Below are 20,817 nucleotides of genomic sequence, written 5' to 3' on the forward strand. Positions count from 1 at the left end.
TTAGAGGACGAACCATCACTGTACGTCGCTGTTGCCGTTAACTGCTCAGTCTGACCTTTCGCAACATTCACAGGTGAAGGGGTTACTTGAATTGCCGTTATGACCGCGGATGAAACATTCACATTCACCGTATTACTGGTCACGCCATCCTTCGTGGCTGTGAGGGTCGTATTACCCACTTCAACCGCAGACAATAACCCTGCTGATGACACGGTAGCCGTAGCCGTATCGAAATCTCCCCACGTCACTGAATCAGAAACATCAGAGGACGTCCCATCACTGAATGTCGCTGTTGCCGTTAACTGCTCAGTCTGACCTTTCGCAACATTCACAGGTGAAGGGGTTACTTGAATTGCCGTTATGACCGCGGATGAAACATTCACATTCACCGTATTACTGGTCACGCCATCCTTCGTGGCCGTGAGGGTCGTATTACCCACTTCAACACCCGACAACAAANGACACATTAGAGGACGAACCATCACTGTACGTCGCTGTTGCCGTTAACTGCTCAGTCTGACCTTTCGCAACATTCACAGGTGAAGGGGTTACTTGAATTGCCGTTATGACCGCGGATGAAACATTCACATTCACCGTATTACTGGTCACGCCATCCTTCGTGGCCGTGAGGGTCGTATTACCCACTTCAACCGCAGACAATAACCCTGCTGATGACACGGTAGCMGTAGCCGTATCGAAATCTCCCCACGTCACTGAATCAGAAACATCAGAGGACGTCCCATCACTGAATGTCGCTGTTGCCGTTAACTGCTGAGTCTGGCCTTTCGCAACATTCACAGGTGAAGGGGTTACTTGAATTGCCGTTATGACCGCGGATGAAACATTCACATTCACCGTATTACTGGTCACGCCATCTTTGCTGGCCGTGACTGTCGTGTTACCCACTTCATCGCCTTTGAACACCCCAGGAACATCAAAACTCCCAACCTCTGAATCACTAGAATCCCAGTCAAGCACACTTAAATCCGTAAACGGTTGAGATGTACCGTCTGAGTAATGACCAACAGCCTCAAATGATTGCTGGAGATCTTTCGCAAGCGTCAACTCACTCACGCCACGTGTTTTTATTGGCGATGCAACGATATCTATACGCTCTAATTTCACCCCATCAGGCCTTGATGGCTCTTTACCATCAGAAAATGCATTTTCTGAATTACAACCGGAAAGCAACACTGATAGCGGTAATATTACCAATGCCAACACTCTTTTAAAAAACTTACTCATTATCCCGCCTACTCTTCAAACTGGAAATTTGGAATGGTGACTTCAACCCTGCGATTTTGAGCTCTACCTTCTTCGGTTGCATTATCAGCAATTGGATTCGAATCACCTTCACCTCGCCACTTAAGCTGCTCCTGATTTACACCCAAATCAACAAGCTGCAACGCCACAGCTTGCGCGCGGCGCTCAGATAGCGCTTGGTTATAGGACTCAGTGCCCGTCGAATCTGCGTATCCAACAAGAACCGCTTGAACTTGAGGGTGAGCTTTTAGGACAGAAGCTACCTCACCTAACGATTGAACAAAGTTATCGCTAAGCGTAWCAGAATCAAAACCGAAACCGCCCTCGATAGTTTTTTCAGAAAAAGTCAATACCTTGGGCTGAGACTTACTATCGATAACTTCCTTTCTAGGTTCGGGGGTGCTTTCAACACCTGGAGTCGTTTCGATTGGCGCCGATTGCACTTTACGCCCAAAGGTGTAGGCAAGGCTTATCATAGCCGCATGGCTATCGTATTTACCGGTGTTTGATTTACCGATACCATCAATATACTGATAGCCTGCTGACAAACTGAGACTAGGCGTTAAGTTATACCTCGCGCCCACCTCTCCAAGAGGAGAGAAGCCCGTCGAATCAAGGTTATCTAGCGGAGGTTGTGCTTTTTCCATATCCCAATAAGCCACACCCAATCGGCCATACAGACTCAGGTTATCTTGTAGATACCAATCGTAACGAAGAGCACTTTCAATCAACCAGGTTTTAACATTGACGGATGTAGCGTCCGCCTTTAGTTCATCGTGATATTGATAGCCAACGTCCCAACCCCAAGAGGGTGAGAACTGCACGCCACTATAGATACCCCAGATAGCCCTACCAGGGTCTGAATGGTGGTAGTTATCGTCTTGAGCCCATTGGTAGCCGCCTTTTGCACCTAAAAAATACTGAGGTGAGCCAGTCGCAGCAAATGCATGAGCACTACAACTACAAAGGGTCGTAAGCAGAATAATTTTTTTCATAATAATATAACCGAATGGATGAATGGTACTAGCAACGCTCACACATTGAGCAGTCCATTATGTAATTGATTACTTCTAGGTAAATTCAAACGAGGCGATGTATATGTTCATAACAGTACAAATACCAGGGCGAGCGCATGAGTGTTCATTTTTCAACCATTGCTGGAATGCCTGCGGCTAAAACCTTTTCTAAGAAGCTGGTATTCATGAGACAACGCTTCTGTTTGGACACCAAACTAATCTTGGTTGGCTCTGCCCGCACCATGTTTGAGGCCATGTGTCGCAGACAGGCTACGTTCGCTGCGCCATTGTCTTTACAAATCTGGCAGGCGTCTTCAACCATATTGACATCTAACACCCAGTGCATAGCTTCAATGCCCCAATGCGAGCGTATAGCACGGCTTGCCTCATCGGCAGTCAGTGATTTTGAGCTGATATAGTAGCGANACAACGCTTCTGTTTGGACACAAAACTAATCTTGGTTGGCTCTGCCCGCACCATGTTTGAGGCCATGTGTCGCAGACAGGCTACGTTCGCTGCGCCATTGTCTTTACAAATCTGGCAGGCGTCTTCAACCATATTGACATCTAACACCCAGTGCATAGCTTCAATGCCCCAATGCGAGCGTATAGCACGGCTTGCCTCATCGGCAGTCAGTGATTTTGAGCTGATATAGTAGCGATACTCCAGCGACATCGGACGCCCTTTTTCAACACGCAAAAACTCAACCATGACAAGGCTTTGTAGTGATGGCCAACGAGTAAAGTCGCCTGATAAACATTCTTTATCAATTACATAGCACTGGCGCGACTCAGTACGACCGTGGCCATGTTCAAACACAACATCGTCATTGAAGGTTCGGCGCTGCTCACTGAATGCCGCGGTGATCGCGTTCGCTAACTTGCCTTGATTTTGTTTCACCGCTAATAAGTAATCGCCACCCTGCTCAAGAATCGTCTTGGCAATCGTCGTTTGGCAAGCCATGGCATCGATGGTGACTAGCGCACCACGTAAGTCGAGCAGACGGATTAACTCGGGAATAGCACTGATTTCATTACTTTTTTCTTCAGTCTTGAGTTGACCTAGCACCAGATGGTTTTCACTGGCATACGCACTGACCATGTGGATCGTACTGCTTCTATCTTCACGGTTTTACGAGCCTTTTAGGGTTTTACCGTCGATCGCGACCACCTGACCATCCGTCATTTGATGGACGGCTTTCATCCAATCGATAAAGCAGGCTTGAAAGGCGCTCGGTTCAATCGTGGAAATGGCACGTGCGATAGTATCGTCGGCAGGAATACCGTCTTTAAACATGCCGTTGTGCTTAAACCACTCATGGTGCCCTAGGATGTATTCCCGAATATCGTACCATCCTTTGGAACCCGCAATAACGGCGCACAATGAAGCAAAGAGCAGGTCAAAAAGTGGGTAGGTTATCTTGGCACTCTGGCGGTTATCATCAACGGCACTGAAGTAGTCTTTAAATGTATCGATATCCACGGTATCTATCCCGAACTATTTTAGAATCGGCCTATATGATCACAGCCAAAGGTGATCGTCAAACCGATCCGTTTTTGGTTAAAAAATGTTCGCGATCTCTCCCTGGTGCAAATACTAACTTCTTTATCAGTAGAAGGCAATGAAAAATGCGNGCACTGAAGTAGTCTTTAAATGTATCGATATCCACGGTATCTATCCCGAACTATTTTAGAATCGGCCTATATGATCACAGCCAAAGGTGATCGTCAAACCGATCCTTTTTTGGTTAAAAAATGTTCGCGATCTCTCCCTGGTGCAAATACTAACTTCTTTATCAGTAGAAGGCAATGAAAAATGCGTTGTTGTTCAAATAGGCGTTGTTTCCCAAATCATTGAACTTATCACTCTAGCGGCGATCAGATCATCAACGCCTCAAAACAGGTCACCAATGATGAGCAAAGCCAAGTACAAAATCAGCAATTGGAAGCAATACAATCAGGCATTGGTTAACCGTGGTTCGATTACCTTTTGGGTTGATGACGCCGCTATCCAGACTTGGTACTGCAAAGAGCATCATGGCAAACGAGGCAGAGGCTTTACGTTTACCGATGGTGCCATTGAAACAGCACTGATGGTTAAAGGCATTTTCAAGCTCCCTCTTCGCGCCCTTCAAGGCTTTCTCGACTCGATATTTGGTTTGATGGACGTACCGCTAAAGTCGCCGTCATACAGTTGTATCAGTAAACGGGCGAAGACGGTTGAAGTTAACTACCGATTACCCAGTCGTGGGCCCGTTGCTCACGTCGTCATTGATGCCACCGGTTTAAAAGTGTTTGGCGAGGGAGAATGGAAAATGCGCAAACATGGCAAGGAAAAACGCCGTGTTTGGCGCAAGCTGCATCTTGCGATTGACGACAGTACACATGAAGTGATTTCTGCCGTCGTTAGCTTAGCGTCTGTTGGTGACAATGAAGCCTTGCCGACACTGCTCAACCCGTTACGCCGAAAAATCGCCCAAGTCAGTGCTGACGGCGCTTATGATACTAAGGCGTGTCATCAGGTGCTCAGGAGAAAAGGCATCAAACCGACCATCCCACCGCGCAGCAATGCGGGTTATTGGGAGAATGATCATCCTCGCAATGCAGCCGTCAGCGCCTTGAAATCGGGTGACTTGGAAGACAGGAAACAAGAAGAGGGTTATCACCTATGCTCTCTATCAGAAGCTAGCATGTTTCGATACAAAACGTTACTCAGCCCTAAGCTGACTCTGCGCACTTACAATGCACAAGTTGGTGAAACATTAGTCAACGTGAAAGCGATAAACAAAGTCATAAGACTCGGTATGCCTGTTAGTTTCCGAGTTGATTGATGGGAGCAATCCCATTGGGATCAGTGCGTTAGGTGACTGATTTTATCAAAAACGCCCAATGTTGTGGCTAATGCCGCCCGTTTCAGGATCACGCACGTGAATATGAGCGACACTGGCACCAGCACGCGCCGCCTCAATACAGTTATCGGCAATCTGTTTTGGCGTGATTGGCACATTGGGGTTTTTGCCCGTGGTATCGCCCGCACCGGTAACGGCGCAGGTAAGAATGACGCTGCGATTCATGTTCAGCCTCTTGTCGCTTGATTAAACTGGCCACAGTGTGTCCGGAATAACACGCCACAACTTGACACTACGCGACATAAAAGACGCATAAAGAGACATTGTGGGAAGTTAATGTTGTAAGGTGTGGGATGAAGTTCAACTTAACCAAAGCGGTGGAAAGCAAGATAAACATCAAGTCTTTTTGTTAATTAAACGAACTTGATCTTTAAATTTTTGCTAAAAAAATAATTCCAACTAGAAAATATGAGATGTCAATTCAAAAAAACACCAATGCAGTCACTTTTAGCCAAAACGGTTGGTATATTTAGGCATCAATCCCATATATGACATCATATTAGGAAAAACAATCATGCCAACTCATTACATTTTATCGAAGAGGATTTATGAGTAAATCTGAAAAATACCTTTCATTAATCACATTCTTATTTATCACTCTCGCTATATCACTGACTAGTGGCTATCAATACATTGGTGATTTTGTAGAGAAAGGATTAAGCGCACTAAGCATGTTCATCGGCTACTTTGTCCTTATCGCATTGTTTTCCATTTATAAAGACGTATCTTTGTTTACTAAAAAACAGCTGATTTCTATTGCGTTTCTATCAGTATTCATCACCCTCGCGTCTTATATCTATCCATATTTTAAATACTCAGAGCAAAACCCAAGCGACCTAATGTCAACTTTAATCTATGACATTGTAATAAACGTGATTATTTTTACTCTTCTCTTTAAGGAATCAAAGCGTGAACGTAGCTAAAATCGTCTCTGAGCTGAGAGCTGGCGCACCATTTTTTACCCTATTCAAAATGATGAAGGGAGTTTTTGATGATAAATACGAAGCTGAAAAACTCTATAAAGAACTAATACCGGTGCTTCAGGACTTTTTAATGCAAGGTCGACGATTTAACGATCCGCAAGTTCAGCATTTAGTCAATATTTTAAGAGAACTGCCACAGTATGGTGCGCAAAGAAGGAACTTTGAGAAGCTTTACTTGCAAGACGAGTATGGCTTGAGAAAGCTACCCAAAGATCCAAATGACATACCCTATGGGCACTGGCATTAAGAATCAGGCAATGTAACGTTAATCATCTCTGACGACGTATCACTCGCTGGCAGGCTTCCAAGCTAAACATACTGAAATGCTCAAGCCCGCGCTGAAAAGTGCGGGCTTTTTGGTATTAGGCGCACTCAAAACAAATCACGGATAAGCTACACTCAAGCGGTAATCTGGTGCCAAGGAGAGTCAGACCTATGCTAAACGCTCCAAACGCAAAGCTTCTCACTTTTGACCCAGCAGCGTTCTTGGACAACCAAGAAGCGGTGCAAACGGCCGATCCCGCATTTATCACCGACAAATTAGGTTTAAAATAATTTTTAATTAACACCTCCCCCTCCAGCCAGCGCATTAGATAAATAACGCTCAGTCAAATTTCATTAATTTTTCTAGATATTTCACCATTGGCTCAAATTCGTTTCTCAAAGCCTCTTTTTTATCAGGATCATTTTCGCTTAATAACAAACCATGAAGAATATTCCTCATCAAGTGATAAGATTTATTTGTATCCTCTAAAGCACTATAAATAAACCTTTTACTCGGATATTTAAATTTATCAACCAAATACCAAAAGGTTACCTTTCCTTTCTTTACATCAAGAATCGCTTTATTAATCATATGAAAGCACTGATCTGCACCTTTTTTAACAGGATGGACAACAAAAAGGCCAGTGCTATGACTTTGAATTTCGATCATTAAGGAGTCAAAAAATAAAGCATGCTTATCATTTACAGCTTGGTGCAAAGACAACTTACTATCGACACCACAGAAATCCAGGATTCTACTTAAACAGTCTTCCAACTGTTTTATTTTATCGTCTGGCTCATACATATTAAAAATAACTCTATTACTCTCTATATGAATCACATCTCCTACGCTAAGATTATGACTCGGATTAATATTTAAAAAAGCCTGAATAAGAGTAATATTAACACCGAACTTTCCGACACCTCCCTCATTAACACTCTCTTCTGCGTCTTTAACAAGCAACCTAATCTCTGATATCAGACTTTCATTAACCTTATTGCTGAAACTCTCTAATTTGCTACTAGGAAAAAAACGTTTGTACATTGCCGTCTTATTGTAAAAAGAGAATGAGGTCTCATTTTCTACKCTATTTAACAGGCTAAAGAACTCTTCTTTGTGAGTTTGATGTTTTTGAAACTCCCACAACTCATTTTGCTTTTTTCCTTGTAAAACAATAAAAATCAATGTTGCTGATGTTGAAATTGCAGCTAAAGCCGAGCTACTTGCAGCAAACAATGTTATCGATTTTTTGCCATGCCAGATCATCAATGACACCTAGAAGNACAAAAAAAATAAGCACAATTGGAAAAATAATAGCTAATGTAAAAAAAAGTAGTATTTTCATCTCTTTGATAGCTCGGAAACGTGATTTTAATATAGGAACACGAGAACATTAGTTAACTTGACAAATAATATATTTAAGATCAATGCAATAGGGCTATATGGATAATAAAAAAAGCGCTATTCGGCGCTTTTACTCAGTCCTTCCTATGCTGACTCTCGACTTCTTCAGCGAGCATGCCGTAGATAACGATCAGGTTATAACTGACCATACCGAGAACTTGGCCGTTTTCAATAACGGGGGCGCGGCTGATGCCGAAGCGTTCGAATAAACGGGCGCAGTATTTCACATTCATATTGGGAGAGACGCTAAGCGCGGGTTTGGTCATAATTTCATAAACGTTGACCCGTGATGGGGCGCGGTTTTTGGCGAGCACTTTTTTGGCAATGTCGTTCATTAACACAATGCCGAATTCGTCATGCTCATCGCGTTTATTGACGATAATCGCTTTCACTTCTTGTTCGCGTGCAATGCGGATCGCTTCTTCGACCGTGGTGAGCCCATCAATACATACGGCATGGGCATGCATCACATCTCTTACCGTTTTATGTTGTTTCATAACTCGTCCTTCACCACTTCGGTTAATTCTCGCATTTGGTGGGCTACGCCCACGGCATCTTCCACATCTATTTGCACCGCAATGCCACTGCCGGAGGTGGCATCAAACTCGCCTACATCATTAATGGTTTCGAGAATAGCGCGTGATAAGTGCTCTTCCACCAGAAAGATGGCCACGTCTCGCTGCACATCCAGCGTCAGCCCTAAAAAGGTTTTCTTTTTCACCAAGCCTTCGCCACGCGCGTTGTTAATGATGGTCGCGCCGGTAGCGCCGGCTTGTCTGGCGGCATCGAGCACCGCATCGGTTTTGGCATCTTCAATAAACGCCATGATTAATTTGAACCGCATAGGCTCTCCTTACGATGAACGCTGTGCGTGCTTTTTCTGTAAATAGGCTGTGATTTGGGCATAGCCCATCACGGTGATCATCGGAAACAAACTGGCAAACGCAATTAAGCCAAAACCATCAAGCATCGGGTTTCTTCCCGGTACGGTAGAGGCTAGCCCTAACCCCAGCGCCGTCACCAAGGGCACGGTGACGGTTGAGGTGGTCACCCCTCCAGAATCATAGGCCAAGGGCACGATAAACGGTGGGGCAAAATAGGTTTGGATCACCACCACCACATAGCCGGTGATGATGTAGTAATGGAGCGGGTCGCCCACCACAATGCGATAGCATCCCAAGGCAATTCCCATTGCCACGCCAAGCGCCACCGAGGCCCGCAAGCCGTTCACTCGAATCGCTCCGCCCGACACTTTGGCCGCTTTGATTGCCACCGCAATTAATGAGGGCTCGGCCACCGTGGTGCTAAAACCTATCGCTGCGGCAAACAGATACACCCAATAGTAGGCTTGCCAATCGATCTCGCCGCCTGCTTTGAGTGCCGCGCCGACAAAATCGGGAGCGGTCAGCTGCTCGGCCATCGACGATCCCAGCGGGAATAGCGCCAGCTCCAGCCCCATTAAAAACAGGCTCAAGCCCAAGATCACATAGAAAAAACCGAGAAAGATCCGTTTGGGGTTGTTGAGCGCTTTGCGCAATACAAAGAGTTGAAAGCCAAAGATGATCGCGATAATCGGGATCACATCGCGCACGGTGGAGAAAAAGGTGTCGATAAACAGGCGCAGACCATCCATCACGCCACCACCATGCCGTAAGCCATCACAAAGATCATCGGTGATAGCGAGGCGAACGCAATCAAACCAAAGCCATCCACCATCGGGTTGCGCCCTTTAATCACAGTTGCTAGCCCCACGCCGAGCGCGGTCACCAATGGCACTGTAATCGTGGAGGTGGTTACCCCACCCGAGTCATAAGCAATGCCGATAATGCTAGGTGGTGCCACCATAGTCATCGCCACCACCAGCAAGTAACCGCCGATAATTAAGCGGTGAATCGGCCAACCTTTAATAATCCGCACTACGCCAAGCACAATCGCAAAGCCGACAGAAAGCGCCACGGTTAGCCGCAGCCCATTGGCGTAGCTGTCTTTGGCTGCCTCAGTGGTGTTTATCATCCCGCCGTTAGCGGCCACATCAGCCGCTTCCGCCGCCACCGCGGTGAGTGCAGGTTCCGCAATCGTGGTGCCAAAGCCAAGTAGGAAGGCAAACGCAATTAACCATCCTAAACTGCCTTTGTGAGCCAGCGAATGCGCCATCGATTCGCCAATCGGGAACAGCCCCATGTCTAAGCCGTACACAAATAAAGTCAGCCCAACGACCACGAGCACTAGCCCAATGGTGATGGATAACCAATTGGGCAATGGCTGGTTAAGGACAACCACTTGAAAGAAACCAATCACTAAAATGATGGGTAAGAGATCGCGAAAACTGCCAAGTAGTGATTTGAACAACGCCTGCATGTGGGTGACATGACTCCCTGCGTAACGAGCATCGACCTTGAAAAGGCACAGTGTTTATATGCCTATTTATGTTAGCACTCCCAATGTGCGGTGCGAGTGACAAAGCAGAAAACTGCGCGATCAAACCAATTTTCGCTGCCACACGTAACAGGATACAAAGCAACCACTTGCGCTTAGTGGAAAAGCCCCTTAGCGTTAACAGCAGAGATTTCGTCACCCTTTTAGGACTCTAGGCATGAATATTTTAATCACAGGTGGCACGGGCCTGATTGGCAAAGCCTTGGTCGCCAAGCTGCAGCCTCAACATCAACTCACCGTGCTCTCGCGCGACAAAGAAAAGGTGACAAAGGTATTCGGGGACTCGGTCGCCGCGATAGAGCGTCTTGACGACCTTCCCCACCTGAATGATTTTGATGCTGTGATTAACCTTGCCGGTGAGCCAATTGCCGATAAGCGTTGGAGCGAGCAGCAAAAAGGGATCATTTGTACCAGCCGTTGGGGGCTAACAGAAAAGCTGGTCGAGAAAATTCATGCCAGCAGCACGCCACCCCATACCTTTATTAGCGGCTCGGCAGTGGGGTACTACGGCGATCAGCAAGATCATCCGTTCGATGAAACCTTGGTGGTCCATGCCGATGATTTTGCCCAGCATGTGTGTCATCAGTGGGAAAAAATTGCCTTAAAAGGCGCCTCGCAACATACGCGAGTGTGCCTGCTGCGCACCGGTGTGGTGTTAAGCGCCGAAGGCGGCGCGCTAAAACGGATGATGTTGCCCTACCAACTTGGCCTTGGTGGCCCGATAGGAAAAGGCCAGCAATACATGCCGTGGATCCATATTGATGATATGGTCGCAGCAATCATTCATTTGCTCGACTCGCCTGCGTTGCAAGGGCCGTTTAACTGTACCGCGCCAGAGCCGGTCACCAATAAACGCTTTAGTCAGGCGCTAGCCAGTGCTTTAAAACGCCCGCACCTTTTCTTTGTGCCTACCGTGGCGATTAAGGCCATGATGGGGGAAGCCTCGCACTTGCTGCTCGATAGCCAGCGTGCCCTGCCCCATGCCCTTGAAGATTCAGGGTTTAAGTTCCAACACCCCAAAGTAGAAGAGGCGATGGCGTCACTGTTTTAATCGCCCATTCGCTTTTCGCCTAAGCGTGTTGCTGGTTAGATTTTTCGGGCGTTCTCCACAAAAAAGCGGGCATCAAAAAAATTGATACCCGCTTTTTGCATATGAAAGGCGAACGCTTATCCGCCGCCCCGTATTAACGCCGCTGCGGATCAATCAGTTTGCGCAGCATTGAGGCGACCGTGACAAACACCAGCGCGACGGCCAACACCGGCAATACCGCCCAAAGCTCAGGATGCAGGCGCACCTCCATTTCAAAGCCCCATTTCAGCAGGCCGACCATCGCCGCTTCCGCGCCCAACACCGCCATCAGGCCCGATACAAAGGCCATCACGCCATATTCGCTCCACAAGGTGCGCTGAATACGGGTGCGGCTCGCGCCCAAGGTGCGATAGAGGTTTATCTCCTGCTGACGCTCACTCAGGCTGATACGCAGCAAGGTGAGCAGCAATAGCAAGCCGCTGATCACTGCCAGCCCCGCTAACACCGAAAGCGACAAGCCAATTTGGCGCAAAATCGATTGAATGCGACTGCTCATGGTGCGCAAATCAAGCAGCGTAACGGTCGGGTACTCCCGTGCCAAGCGATTGAGCAAAGGCGTTTGTGATTCATCAAGCCTGAAGCTCACCAGCCAGTTAGCCGGTTTATCGGCAAGCGTCTCGCGGTCGAAAACAAAGTAGAAGTTAGGCCGCATATTGCGCCACTCGACTTCACGAATCGAGTTCACCGTGGCAGTAAAGTCTTGGCCGGTCACGCTATAGGTCAGGCTGTCGCCAATATCAATCCCCAAGCGCTCGGCAATGTCTGCCTCCACCGACACGCCATTCTCGGTTGGCCAGTCTCCGGCAATCACCTCATTGTGCGACGGCAAACTGTCTCGCCACGTAAAGTTAAGCTCGCGACGTAGTGCTTCATCCACTTCATCACGCTCAACTTCATCGGTTGGGATCTGGTAACGCTCACCGTTTTTGCCCACCAGCCGGCCACGCACTATGGGATAGGCATCAGAGCGCATCAAGCTGGCGTCATCGAGTTCATCCACATAGTCTTGCTGCTCGCTCGGAGCAATATTCAGCGCAAACACATTGGGCGCATCGGGCGGCAGCATCCGTCCCCAATCAGCGAGCAAATCGGTGCGCAGCAGCCAGATGATAGCTAACAGCATAAAGGAGATCGCCAGCGCCCCTAATTGCACGCTGCTAGCCAGTTTGTTGCGGGTAATTCGGCTAAGGGCCAATTTCACCGAAGGGGCACGCACCCGTGATTTCACCAACCGGAGCAAGCCTAACCCTGCCAGCGCCAGCAAGACGATCATCACTGCCATCGCCCCCAGCACTGTCCATAGCAAAGTGTTGTCGAACGCCCACAGTGCAAGTGCTCCCACTGGCACCGCGATTAAGATCGCCGCAGTGCCGCGACGTTGACGTCCACGGGCAGCCTGCGATTGCACCGCGGCCAACGCAGGCGCATCCAGCAATTTAAGCAGCGGCACGCCCAAGGCAGGCAGCGCCACCAAAAGCGCGACACCGGGCGCAAGCACCCAAGGCACCCAGCCATAGCTTGGTAGCGGTGAAGGCAGCACATCGGTCAGCGGCAAGCGCAATAACACTTCAAGCGTGTACCCGGCAGCCAAGCCCACGGCGGTAGCAAGGACAAACAATAAGGTTAACTGCCGAGCCAACCAGCGCCGCACCCATTGTTGGCTGGCACCTAAGCTTTTTAGCATCGCCACCAAATCCGCGCGGCTTTTAGCATAGTGCTGACAAGTTAAGGTTAACGTCGCCGCGGCCATCACAATCACCAGCACCACGGTTAACGACAAGTACTGACGGCTGCGATCCAGCATATCCCCAGTGCGATCGGAGGTGTTTTCATCCACCCAGCGCTCACCATCTTGCAGCGTATAGCTGGCTTTAGCCGCGCTTAGGCTGGGCTCGTCACCGGTTAAAAAGTAGCGATAACGCACCCGACTGCCTTCGCGTACCACGCCAGCGGCAGGTACATCATCACGATKCATCATGACCGCAGGCATTTGGCTAAAGGGGTTAAAAGAGAGTTCCGGCTCCGCAGCCAAGGTACCGCTCACCGTTAAATCGAGGTTACCAATCGATACGGTGTCGCCCGCTTTCACATCCAGCAAGCTAAACACCCGCTCCGACAGCCATAGCTCACCGGGTTGAATGCGTCGGTCACCACCAATGGCTTGGCCGTTTTGCTCCAGCACCAAATCGCCGCGCAGCGGATAAAGGCTATCCACCGCTTTCACGCTCACCAGCTGCATCTTTTGCTCGCTGAATGCCATGGTGCCAAAGCGGGTTTGGGCAGATACTGTGGCGCCGGCTTGTTTGAACGCATCGATTTGCTCGGTGTTAAGCGGGTGACGGGTGCGCAGCACGGTATCGGCGGCAATCAGGTTACGCCCTTGCTGGGTGAGCACGTTTTCAATGCGATCGGCCAATGCTGATAGCGCAAACACACAGGTGATGATCAGTGCCAAGGCCACCGCCACGGGCCAAATTTGCCCGTGTAACAGTTCACGCCACGCCCAGCGATTGAGTAGTCCGTTTTTACTCGCCATTCACTCGCTCCTGTAGCTTGCCGCTGTCCATCATCAAGGTACGCTGACAACGCTTTGCTAGCGCCGGATCGTGAGTAACCAACACCAAGGTGGTGCCATGCTTTTCGTTCAGCTCAAACAATAAATCGATGATGGTCGCCGCGGTTTTTTGGTCAAGGTTGCCGGTCGGTTCATCGGCAAACAGCACTTGCGGACGAATAATAAACGCACGTGCCAAGGCCACCCGTTGTTGCTCCCCGCCAGAGAGTTGCGACGGCAAGTGGCTTTCGCGCCCTTGCAAGCCCACCGAGGCCAGCAGTTGCTTGGCGCGGGTTTCGTCTTCTTCCTCACCACGAATGGTCAGCGGCAGCATCACGTTCTCAAGCGCGTTCAGTGACGGCACCAGTAAAAAACTTTGGAACACAAACCCCACCGATTCGGCCCGCAGCGCCGCGCGCGCATCTTCATCTAAGGCGGAAAGCTTGTGGCCGAGCAGATCGACCTCGCCTTCACTGGGCGTATCTAGTCCTGCAAGCAAGGTCATTAAGGTGGATTTTCCTGCGCCGGACACGCCCATCAATGCAATCGACTCGCCTGCCTCGATTTGTAGCGAGACATCCTGCAGAATGGTAAGCGGCTGTTCGCGTGTCACGACATGTTTTGCAATTTTTTCGGCTCGAATAACAGGAGAGGCCATGTTACGCATCCTTACTTTGTTGTGTTTTTTGTGGGTGAGCAGTGCCAGTGCACAAACGCTCCTTGTTCTTGGTGACAGCTTAAGCGCTGGCTACCAAATGGCGGCTGAACAAGCCTGGCCTGCTAAGCTGCCGCGCGCACTCGAAGAACATAATGTCGAGGTTGAGGTGATTAACGCCAGCATTTCCGGCGACACCACCGCCAATGGCCTGCAGCGTCTGCCGCAATTATTAGAACGCCACCAGCCCGAATGGGTGCTGATTGAACTCGGCGGCAACGATGGCCTACGCGGTTGGCCATTTAACCGTATACGAGACAACCTTGAGCAATTGATCACCCAAACTCGCGCGGCCGATGCCACGCCTTTATTGGTACAAATCCAAATTCCGCCAAATTATGGCCAGCGCTATGCACAAGGATTTGCTGATATTTATCCTACACTGGCAGAGCAAACACAAACCCCCTTGCTGCCCTTTTTTATGGAGACTGTGATCCAAAAGCCTGAATGGATGCGTGATGATGGCATTCACCCGATGCCGGAAGCACAACCTTGGATTGCCGATTTTATGGCGGAAAAGCTCGCGCCTTATTTGTCCGACGCGCCACAATCATGAATGAGGATCTTATGGACACTGCCTCACCGCTCAATAACGCCATTTTAATCACCGGCAGCTCCACCGGCATCGGCTATGCCTGCGCCAAAGCCTTGCATGAGCAAGGGCACACGGTGATTGCCAGTTGCCGAAAGCCAGACGATGTCAGCCGGTTACAGCAAGAAGGCTTAACCTGTATTCAGTTAGATGTGTCAGACACGGCCAGCATCAACCAAGCGGTCGACACAATCGAGCAAATGACAGGTGGCAAACTCTTTGCACTGTTTAATAACGGCGCTTACGGCCAACCGGGCGCGCTGGAGGATTTGCCCACCGATGCCTTACGCGCCCAGTTTGAGACCAATGTGTTTGGTTGGCACCATTTAACCCAAGCCTTGTTGCCGATGCTGCTCAATTTCGGCGAGGGACGCATTGTGCAAAATAGCTCGGTGCTGGGCATCGTGGCATTGAAATATCGCGGCGCCTATAACGCCAGCAAGTTTGCTCTCGAAGGCTGGACCGATACCCTGCGTTTAGAGCTGAGCGATACGCCCATTAAGGTGAGCTTGATTGAGCCTGGTCCAATTGAAACCGCGTTTCGTGCCAATGCGCTCAGCGCCTTTAAACACTGGGTCGACCCCAATAAAAGTCGCCACCAGCACGCATATCAAAGCCAAATCGACCGTCTTGCTGCAGACGAAGGCGGCAACAAATATACCCTGCCCGCCGACGCGCTCGTTGCACCACTGACGCATGCGCTGTTCTCGCCGCGTCCCAAGGTGCGTTATCGCGTAACGCAACCAACAGTGTGGATGGCAATCCTCAAACGGCTCCTTCCCAGCCGTTGGCTCGATCGGGTCTTGCTCAAAGGCAGTTAATGCAATGGGAAGATGATCGCAAAAAAAACGTGTTTTATGTCGCAATTGTCACATCAATGTCATAGATCGCGATTAATCTAGCTTGCATGAGTGGAAGCGGCCACTTGCTGACACGCTTTCCTTCATTGGCAGCCAAGCTGCCAAGCCAATAACACCGACAATAATAAACAACAGGAGCCGGCTGATGACCTTGCATCAATTGAACTGGCTCTGCTTGAGCGTCGCTTTGTGCGTGGTGCTCGTGTTGTAACCCGCACTCGTCATCTTTGATGGACTCGCTTGCAGACCGACGAAATAGGCCACCCTTGGGTGGCTTTTTCGTATCTCAGCTGCTTGAATTTCGACGCATTTGCCCCCACCCTTATTGCAAACACACTTCGTCGGGATCCATGATGCACGCAAACTATATCGTTGAATTAACCGAACATAATTTTCAGCAAATTCTTGAGTCTTCTTCACGCACGCCGGTGCTGGTGTATTTTTGGGCAAACATGATGCCCGAAAGCGTTGAGCTGAAAACGGTTGTCGAGCAGGTGGCTCACGATAGCCACGGCACCTTTACGCTCGCCACGATCGACTGTGAAGCGCAGCAGCTGATTGCCGCCCAGTTTGGCGTCCGCGCACTGCCAACGCTGGCTCTGTTTAAAGATGGTCAACCGGTGGATGGCCTTGCCGGCCCGCAAAATGAAGAGACGGTGCGCGAAATGCTGAATAAGCACCTGCCAAGCCCAGAAGATCAAGCGTTTGACCAAGCGCGTCAATTGATGGCGGAAGGCAATTACACCGATGCCTTGGTGATCCTAAAACCCCTTGAAAGCAGCCACGGTGAGAAGGGAGACTTTAAACTGGCGCTGGCCGAATGTCTSGTCGAGACCCAGCAGTTGGATGCAGCGCAAGCCGTGCTCGATACGGTGTTGATGCAAGATCAAGACGCGACCTACAAAGGGCTGATCGCGAAAATTGAATTGCACAATCAAGCAGCTGACGCGCCAGAGATCCGCAACTTGCAAGATGCACTGGCCGAGAACCCAGAGAATGCAGATATTGCCTATGAGCTTGCGGTGCAACTTAACCAAATCAATCGTAGCGAAGACGCACTTGAGCTGCTGATGAACATTCTCCGTCGCGATATGAATCACGCCGATGGAGAGGCGAAGAAAACCTTGATGGATATTCTGGCCGCATTGGGTCAAGGCAACGAAATTGCCTCACGTTATCGCCGTCAACTGTATTCGCTACTGTACTGATTTTTTACCCACGCTTGGCAGCTATTTCGCCGACGCTTGGCAGCACTGACTTTCGGTAAGACCAATGCTGCCTAGCTCACTGTCTCCGCGCAGGGCTTCGATGATCGGGCACTGCGCGTCACCATCACCGGGACACGCTTGGGTAAGCGCTTGAAGGGTGGTTTTCATCGCCGCCAGCTCGGCAATTTTTTCATCGATCTCCATCAATTTACTCTCGGCGCGTGCCTTCACATCGGCACTGCGTAAAGAAGGATCGCGCGATAACGCTAACAAATCCGCACTTTCTTCCAAGGTAAACCCCACCAATCGCGCCCGACGGATCATTTGCAACTCACTCACGTGCTGCGCGCGATAATCACGATACCCATTGTCGGCGCGGTGTGGCGGCGTGATCAGCCCTTTCTGCTCGTAAAAGCGGATGGTTTTGGTGGTTAAGCCGGTTTTTTCGGCGACTTGCTGAATTTTCATTCTCGCTCCTTGACCTTCCAGTAGCTATAAGGTTTATGGTTCAGTTTACTCGATGTTGCGACGTTTCCCCAACACGTGCGCCGTGTTGTGATCATTAAGGAGCGGAAATGACAACCATAGATACCACCATGACTTATTACACCTTGCCTCTCGACGGGCTGAGCTGCAACGGGTGTGTGAAAAAAGTGACCCAAGCAGTGGGAACAGTCGATAACGCCCGCATAGAAAAGGCGGATACACAAGCTATCTTGCTGGAAGTGCTCGGAGATAACCCTGAAGCGACGCTTAAACAGGCCGTCGATGCGATCGAGGCACTGGGATATCAAGCCGGTTTTCGTCATGCCTTAGCGTTAAGTGGGCTGAACTGTGGACGCTGTGTCGATAAAGTGGAAGCGGCATTGGATGCCCTGCCCACCGTGTTTTCGCACTCGGTAACTAAAACCCATGCAGATATTCATACCAGCTTGAGCTTGGGCTCCATCATCCAAACCATTGAGAACCTTGGCTATCAAGTCGGTTATCAGCATGAATTGGCATTGTCGGGGTTAAGCTGCGGTCACTGCGTGGCGAAAGTGGAGCGTGCGCTCGATGAAAACGATGCCGTTTTTGACTATCAAGCCAGCAAAGACGCGGCGACCGTGCGCACGACGCTCAGCGCCGAGACGCTGATTGAAACGATCGCATCGTTGGGCTTTGGGGCCACACTCATCGATCCCAGCCAAGCAACGTCCTCATCAACCGAGCCACATCAACCGCAAACCGAGACCGCCGAGGTTGACCAACAAGCCAAAGCCCAGACGCGCACTGAGCCTTCATCCAGCCACTCACGCATGCAGTTTGTGTTATCCGGCATGACATGCGCAAGCTGTGTCAAAAGTGTTGAAACTGCTATCAGCAGTGTGGACGGCGTGGCCAATGTTAGCGTGAACCTTGCTGAGCGTAGTGCCATTGTCAAAGGCAATGCGACAGCAGCGTCGATTATTCAAGCAGTAGAAAACGCAGGCTATGGCGCCGAAAAGGTGGAAGATGATAATGACCGCCGAGAACGCCAACAGATTCAACAAGCCTCTGAGCTGAAAAGCTTTAAACGCAGTACCCTTGCAGGGTTAGGGCTTGGCGCACCACTGATGGCATGGGGGATATTGGGTGGCAGTATGACCATTCAATCGACCCAAGATCAGTGGGCGTGGGGCGTGATTGCCGTGCTAACGCTGATATTGCTTGCAACCGGTGGTCGACACTTCTTCGCAAATGCATGGCAAGCGTTGATGCACAAACGCGCCACCATGGATACCTTGGTCGCGCTCGGCACGGGGGCGGCGTGGCTGTACTCAACCGCCGTCGTCGTGGCACCGGCATTATTCCCTGAACAAGCACGTCATGTGTATTTTGAAGCCTCGGCAATGATCATTGGTTTGATTAGCTTGGGCCATGCGATTGAAGCGCGCGCACGTGCCAATACCTCCAAAGCGCTAGACCAGCTGCTTGATTTGCAACCGCCCACTGCCCTAGTGATTGAAAATGGCCAAGAAACCGAGCGCCCATTAAGTGATGTGGAAAAAGGCATGACTCTGCGTGTGAAACCGGGTGCCAAAGTCCCTGTGGATGGTGAAGTGATTGATGGCAGCAGCTATATTGATGAGTCGATGCTCACCGGTGAGCCCGTGCCGGTCAGCAAACAGCAGGGAGACACGCTGCACGCGGGGACAGTCAACCAAAAAGGGAGCCTGACGTTTAAAGCCACTGGTGTGGGTAGCGATACCATGTTGGCGCGTATTATCGATTTGGTGCGCGAAGCGCAAAGTAGTAAGCCTGAACTGGCGAAGCTTGCCGACCGTATTTCAGCGGTATTTGTGCCTATCGTGGTCGCCATTGCCATTGTTACCGCGGCTATCTGGTATTTTGTCGGTCCAGAGCCGTCGGTCAGCTACATGCTGGTCACCGCGACCACGGTGTTGATCATCGCCTGCCCCTGCGCGCTTGGCTTGGCGACCCCTCTATCCGTTACCGCTGCGGTGGGTCGCGCCGCCGAAGTCGGGGTCTTAATCCGTGATGCCGATGCGCTGCAAACCGCGGCAAAACTGCACACCTTGGTGTTTGATAAAACCGGGACATTGACACGCGGCCAGCCGGAAGTGACCCATGTAAAAGCGATTAACGGCGACCAAGCGCGTTTGATGGCGATCGCCGCCTCGCTGGAGCAACACTCCGAGCACCCATTGGCCCAAGCGATTGTTGGCTATGCCAAGCAGCAGGCACTTGCGTTGCCGACATCAAATGACTTTAACAGTGAATCTGGCAAAGGGATCCAGGCGCAAATTGATGGTACGCGTTACTTCATTGGCAACCAAGCCTGGATGGACGCACAAGGGATCGAGACTGCCTCCTATCAAAGTGACATCGACGCCATGACTCAGCGTGGCGAGACTGCCATCTATCTTGCCAATGCAGACAGTGTGCAAGCGCTGATTGGTGTCAGTGATCCGATTCGTGATGATGCCATAGACGCGATCGCTCGCCTGCAACAACAGGGGCTTGAAGTGATCATGCTCTCTGGCGACCACCCAGATACCGCCAATGCCATTGGTCGTCAGCTAGGCATCGATCATGTGATTGCTGGGGTGCTACCCGATGGTAAATCGGAACAAATTCAACAGCTGCAACAGCAAGGCAAGCGTGTGGCGATGGTCGGTGACGGCATTAATGACGCCCCAGCACTCGCACAAGCCGATGTCGGTGTGGCGATGGGCAGTGGCAGTGACATTGCGATAGAAAGCGCGCAAATTACGCTCATGCACCAACACCTTGGCGCCTTGGCAGACGCTATTGGGCTATCTCAAGCCGCGGTACGCAACATGAAACAAAATCTCTTTGGGGCTTTTATCTACAACACCTTGGGGATCCCGATCGCTGCCGGCATCCTTTATCCATTCACCGGCATGTTGCTCAGCCCAGTGATCGCGGGTGGCGCAATGGCGTTGTCTTCGATCACTGTGGTGACCAACGCCAATCGACTACGTTTTTTCAAAATAAAATCAGACGAGAAGTAACAAGG

General features: G+C 50.0%; 20 protein-coding genes and 2 pseudogenes. 8 read left to right on the forward strand and 14 right to left on the reverse strand.

Annotation, left to right across the window (positions count from 1 at the left end; genetic code table 11):
- The 5 genes and pseudogenes from BZJ18_RS17590 to BZJ18_RS12730 all read right to left on the reverse strand — a co-directional run.
- The coding region (locus tag BZJ18_RS17590; protein ID WP_241824970.1) for an Ig-like domain-containing protein at positions 1 to 440 on the reverse strand (440 nt) is incomplete at its 3' end.
- Position 441: 1 nt separating this feature from the next.
- Positions 442 to 1,245 (reverse strand): Ig-like domain-containing protein, encoded by an 804-nt coding sequence (locus BZJ18_RS17595; protein WP_241824971.1) that lies wholly within the window; start codon positions 1,243 to 1,245, stop codon positions 442 to 444.
- 8 nt (positions 1,246 to 1,253) lie between these two features.
- On the reverse strand, positions 1,254 to 2,300 hold the full coding sequence (locus tag BZJ18_RS12720; protein ID WP_241824972.1) for an OmpA family protein: 1,047 nt from the start codon (positions 2,298 to 2,300) through the stop codon (positions 1,254 to 1,256).
- A 103-nt stretch (positions 2,301 to 2,403) separates the two neighbouring features.
- Positions 2,404 to 2,703 (reverse strand): annotated as a pseudogene (locus tag BZJ18_RS12725) (ISAs1 family transposase); the annotation flags it as partial.
- Positions 2,676 to 3,761, reverse strand: a pseudogene (locus BZJ18_RS12730) (ISAs1 family transposase). The pseudogenes BZJ18_RS12725 and BZJ18_RS12730, both read right to left, overlap by 28 nt.
- A 430-nt stretch (positions 3,762 to 4,191) precedes the next feature.
- On the opposite strand from BZJ18_RS12730, the gene BZJ18_RS12735 reads away from it, so the two are divergent.
- Positions 4,192 to 5,109: an IS5 family transposase gene (locus BZJ18_RS12735; protein ID WP_077457344.1), complete on the forward strand. Its 918-nt coding sequence runs from the start codon at positions 4,192 to 4,194 to the stop codon at positions 5,107 to 5,109.
- Positions 5,110 to 5,154: 45 nt separating this feature from the next.
- Here BZJ18_RS12735 and BZJ18_RS12740 read toward each other — a convergent pair whose 3' ends face one another.
- Positions 5,155 to 5,352, reverse strand: coding sequence for a 3-keto-5-aminohexanoate cleavage protein (locus BZJ18_RS12740; protein WP_198532243.1), 198 nt, complete (start codon positions 5,350 to 5,352; stop codon positions 5,155 to 5,157).
- 383 nt (positions 5,353 to 5,735) lie between these two features.
- On the opposite strand from BZJ18_RS12740, the gene BZJ18_RS12745 reads away from it, so the two are divergent.
- Together BZJ18_RS12745 and BZJ18_RS12750 are read left to right on the forward strand one after the other, a co-directional pair.
- Positions 5,736 to 6,110, forward strand: coding sequence for a hypothetical protein (locus tag BZJ18_RS12745; RefSeq protein WP_077457289.1), 375 nt, complete (start codon positions 5,736 to 5,738; stop codon positions 6,108 to 6,110).
- Positions 6,097 to 6,417 (forward strand): hypothetical protein, encoded by a 321-nt coding sequence (locus BZJ18_RS12750; protein WP_077457292.1) that lies wholly within the window; start codon positions 6,097 to 6,099, stop codon positions 6,415 to 6,417. Before BZJ18_RS12745 ends, BZJ18_RS12750 begins: the two co-directional genes overlap by 14 nt.
- A gap of 357 nt (positions 6,418 to 6,774) precedes the next feature.
- On the opposite strand, the gene BZJ18_RS12755 is transcribed toward BZJ18_RS12750, so the two are convergent.
- The 5 genes from BZJ18_RS12755 to BZJ18_RS12775 form a co-directional block, all read right to left on the reverse strand.
- On the reverse strand, positions 6,775 to 7,701 hold the full coding sequence (locus tag BZJ18_RS12755) for a hypothetical protein (protein WP_077457294.1): 927 nt from the start codon (positions 7,699 to 7,701) through the stop codon (positions 6,775 to 6,777).
- Between the two features lie 212 nt (positions 7,702 to 7,913).
- On the reverse strand, positions 7,914 to 8,336 hold the full coding sequence (locus BZJ18_RS12760) for a CBS domain-containing protein (protein ID WP_025674526.1): 423 nt from the start codon (positions 8,334 to 8,336) through the stop codon (positions 7,914 to 7,916).
- A complete protein-coding gene (locus BZJ18_RS12765) occupies positions 8,333 to 8,683 on the reverse strand; it encodes a P-II family nitrogen regulator (protein WP_069587355.1) in 351 nt (116 codons plus the stop codon). The genes BZJ18_RS12760 and BZJ18_RS12765 overlap by 4 nt, the downstream gene beginning before the upstream one ends.
- Positions 8,684 to 8,692: 9 nt before the next feature.
- The gene (locus BZJ18_RS12770) at positions 8,693 to 9,472 is read right to left on the reverse strand and encodes a DUF1538 domain-containing protein (protein WP_077457296.1); all 780 of its coding nucleotides are present in this window, start codon (positions 9,470 to 9,472) and stop codon (positions 8,693 to 8,695) included.
- A complete protein-coding gene (locus BZJ18_RS12775) occupies positions 9,472 to 10,197 on the reverse strand; it encodes a DUF1538 domain-containing protein (protein ID WP_077457298.1) in 726 nt (241 codons plus the stop codon). Before BZJ18_RS12775 ends, BZJ18_RS12770 begins: the two co-directional genes overlap by 1 nt.
- A 235-nt stretch (positions 10,198 to 10,432) precedes the next feature.
- Between BZJ18_RS12775 and BZJ18_RS12780 the strand changes: the two genes are divergently transcribed.
- Positions 10,433 to 11,326, forward strand: a complete 894-nt coding sequence (locus BZJ18_RS12780; protein ID WP_069587358.1) for a TIGR01777 family oxidoreductase — start codon at positions 10,433 to 10,435, stop codon at positions 11,324 to 11,326.
- 133 nt (positions 11,327 to 11,459) lie between these two features.
- Here BZJ18_RS12780 and BZJ18_RS12785 read toward each other — a convergent pair whose 3' ends face one another.
- Positions 11,460 to 13,901, reverse strand: coding sequence for an ABC transporter permease (locus tag BZJ18_RS12785; RefSeq protein ID WP_077457300.1), 2,442 nt, complete (start codon positions 13,899 to 13,901; stop codon positions 11,460 to 11,462).
- Positions 13,891 to 14,577 (reverse strand): ABC transporter ATP-binding protein, encoded by a 687-nt coding sequence (locus BZJ18_RS12790; RefSeq protein WP_077457302.1) that lies wholly within the window; start codon positions 14,575 to 14,577, stop codon positions 13,891 to 13,893. The genes BZJ18_RS12785 and BZJ18_RS12790 overlap by 11 nt, the downstream gene beginning before the upstream one ends.
- Here BZJ18_RS12790 and tesA point away from each other — a divergent pair.
- From tesA to BZJ18_RS12805, 3 genes are all read left to right on the forward strand, one after another.
- Complete coding sequence (tesA, locus tag BZJ18_RS12795; RefSeq protein ID WP_077457304.1) at positions 14,576 to 15,190, forward strand: multifunctional acyl-CoA thioesterase I/protease I/lysophospholipase L1; 615 nt, start codon at positions 14,576 to 14,578, stop codon at positions 15,188 to 15,190. The genes BZJ18_RS12790 and tesA overlap by 2 nt on opposite strands.
- A gap of 11 nt (positions 15,191 to 15,201) precedes the next feature.
- Complete coding sequence (locus BZJ18_RS12800; RefSeq protein ID WP_077457306.1) at positions 15,202 to 16,047, forward strand: SDR family oxidoreductase; 846 nt, start codon at positions 15,202 to 15,204, stop codon at positions 16,045 to 16,047.
- A 392-nt stretch (positions 16,048 to 16,439) separates the two neighbouring features.
- Positions 16,440 to 17,294, forward strand: coding sequence for a co-chaperone YbbN (locus BZJ18_RS12805; RefSeq protein WP_077457308.1), 855 nt, complete (start codon positions 16,440 to 16,442; stop codon positions 17,292 to 17,294).
- Positions 17,295 to 17,315: 21 nt separating this feature from the next.
- Here the strand turns inward: BZJ18_RS12805 and cueR are convergent, their stop codons facing one another.
- Positions 17,316 to 17,762, reverse strand: a complete 447-nt coding sequence (cueR, locus tag BZJ18_RS12810) for a Cu(I)-responsive transcriptional regulator (protein WP_077457310.1) — start codon at positions 17,760 to 17,762, stop codon at positions 17,316 to 17,318.
- A gap of 107 nt (positions 17,763 to 17,869) precedes the next feature.
- Here cueR and BZJ18_RS12815 point away from each other — a divergent pair, with 107 nt between their 5' ends.
- On the forward strand, positions 17,870 to 20,812 hold the full coding sequence (locus tag BZJ18_RS12815) for a cation transporter (RefSeq protein WP_241824973.1): 2,943 nt from the start codon (positions 17,870 to 17,872) through the stop codon (positions 20,810 to 20,812).
- The last annotated feature ends 5 nt before the right edge of the window (positions 20,813 to 20,817 follow it).

The sequence above is a fragment of the Salinivibrio sp. IB872 genome (genome assembly GCF_001995345.1).
GTDB lineage: Bacteria > Pseudomonadota > Gammaproteobacteria > Enterobacterales > Vibrionaceae > Salinivibrio > Salinivibrio proteolyticus.

Excerpts from the sequence above, each read along its gene's own strand:
- BZJ18_RS12735 (WP_077457344.1), top strand. The coding sequence starts at position 4,192 with ATGAGCAAAGCCAAGTACAAAATCAGCAATTGGAAGCAATACAATCAG.
- tesA (WP_077457304.1), top strand. The coding sequence starts at position 14,576 with ATGTTACGCATCCTTACTTTGTTGTGTTTTTTGTGGGTGAGCAGTGCC.
- BZJ18_RS12740 (WP_198532243.1), bottom strand. The coding sequence starts at position 5,352 with ATGAATCGCAGCGTCATTCTTACCTGCGCCGTTACCGGTGCGGGCGAT.
- BZJ18_RS12780 (WP_069587358.1), top strand. The coding sequence starts at position 10,433 with ATGAATATTTTAATCACAGGTGGCACGGGCCTGATTGGCAAAGCCTTG.
- BZJ18_RS12745 (WP_077457289.1), top strand. The coding sequence starts at position 5,736 with ATGAGTAAATCTGAAAAATACCTTTCATTAATCACATTCTTATTTATC.
- BZJ18_RS12775 (WP_077457298.1), bottom strand. The coding sequence starts at position 10,197 with ATGCAGGCGTTGTTCAAATCACTACTTGGCAGTTTTCGCGATCTCTTA.
- BZJ18_RS12770 (WP_077457296.1), bottom strand. The coding sequence starts at position 9,472 with ATGGATGGTCTGCGCCTGTTTATCGACACCTTTTTCTCCACCGTGCGC.
- cueR (WP_077457310.1), bottom strand. The coding sequence starts at position 17,762 with ATGAAAATTCAGCAAGTCGCCGAAAAAACCGGCTTAACCACCAAAACC.
- BZJ18_RS12765 (WP_069587355.1), bottom strand. The coding sequence starts at position 8,683 with ATGCGGTTCAAATTAATCATGGCGTTTATTGAAGATGCCAAAACCGAT.
- BZJ18_RS12760 (WP_025674526.1), bottom strand. The coding sequence starts at position 8,336 with ATGAAACAACATAAAACGGTAAGAGATGTGATGCATGCCCATGCCGTA.
- BZJ18_RS12815 (WP_241824973.1), top strand. The coding sequence starts at position 17,870 with ATGACAACCATAGATACCACCATGACTTATTACACCTTGCCTCTCGAC.
- BZJ18_RS12790 (WP_077457302.1), bottom strand. The coding sequence starts at position 14,577 with ATGGCCTCTCCTGTTATTCGAGCCGAAAAAATTGCAAAACATGTCGTG.
- BZJ18_RS12800 (WP_077457306.1), top strand. The coding sequence starts at position 15,202 with ATGGACACTGCCTCACCGCTCAATAACGCCATTTTAATCACCGGCAGC.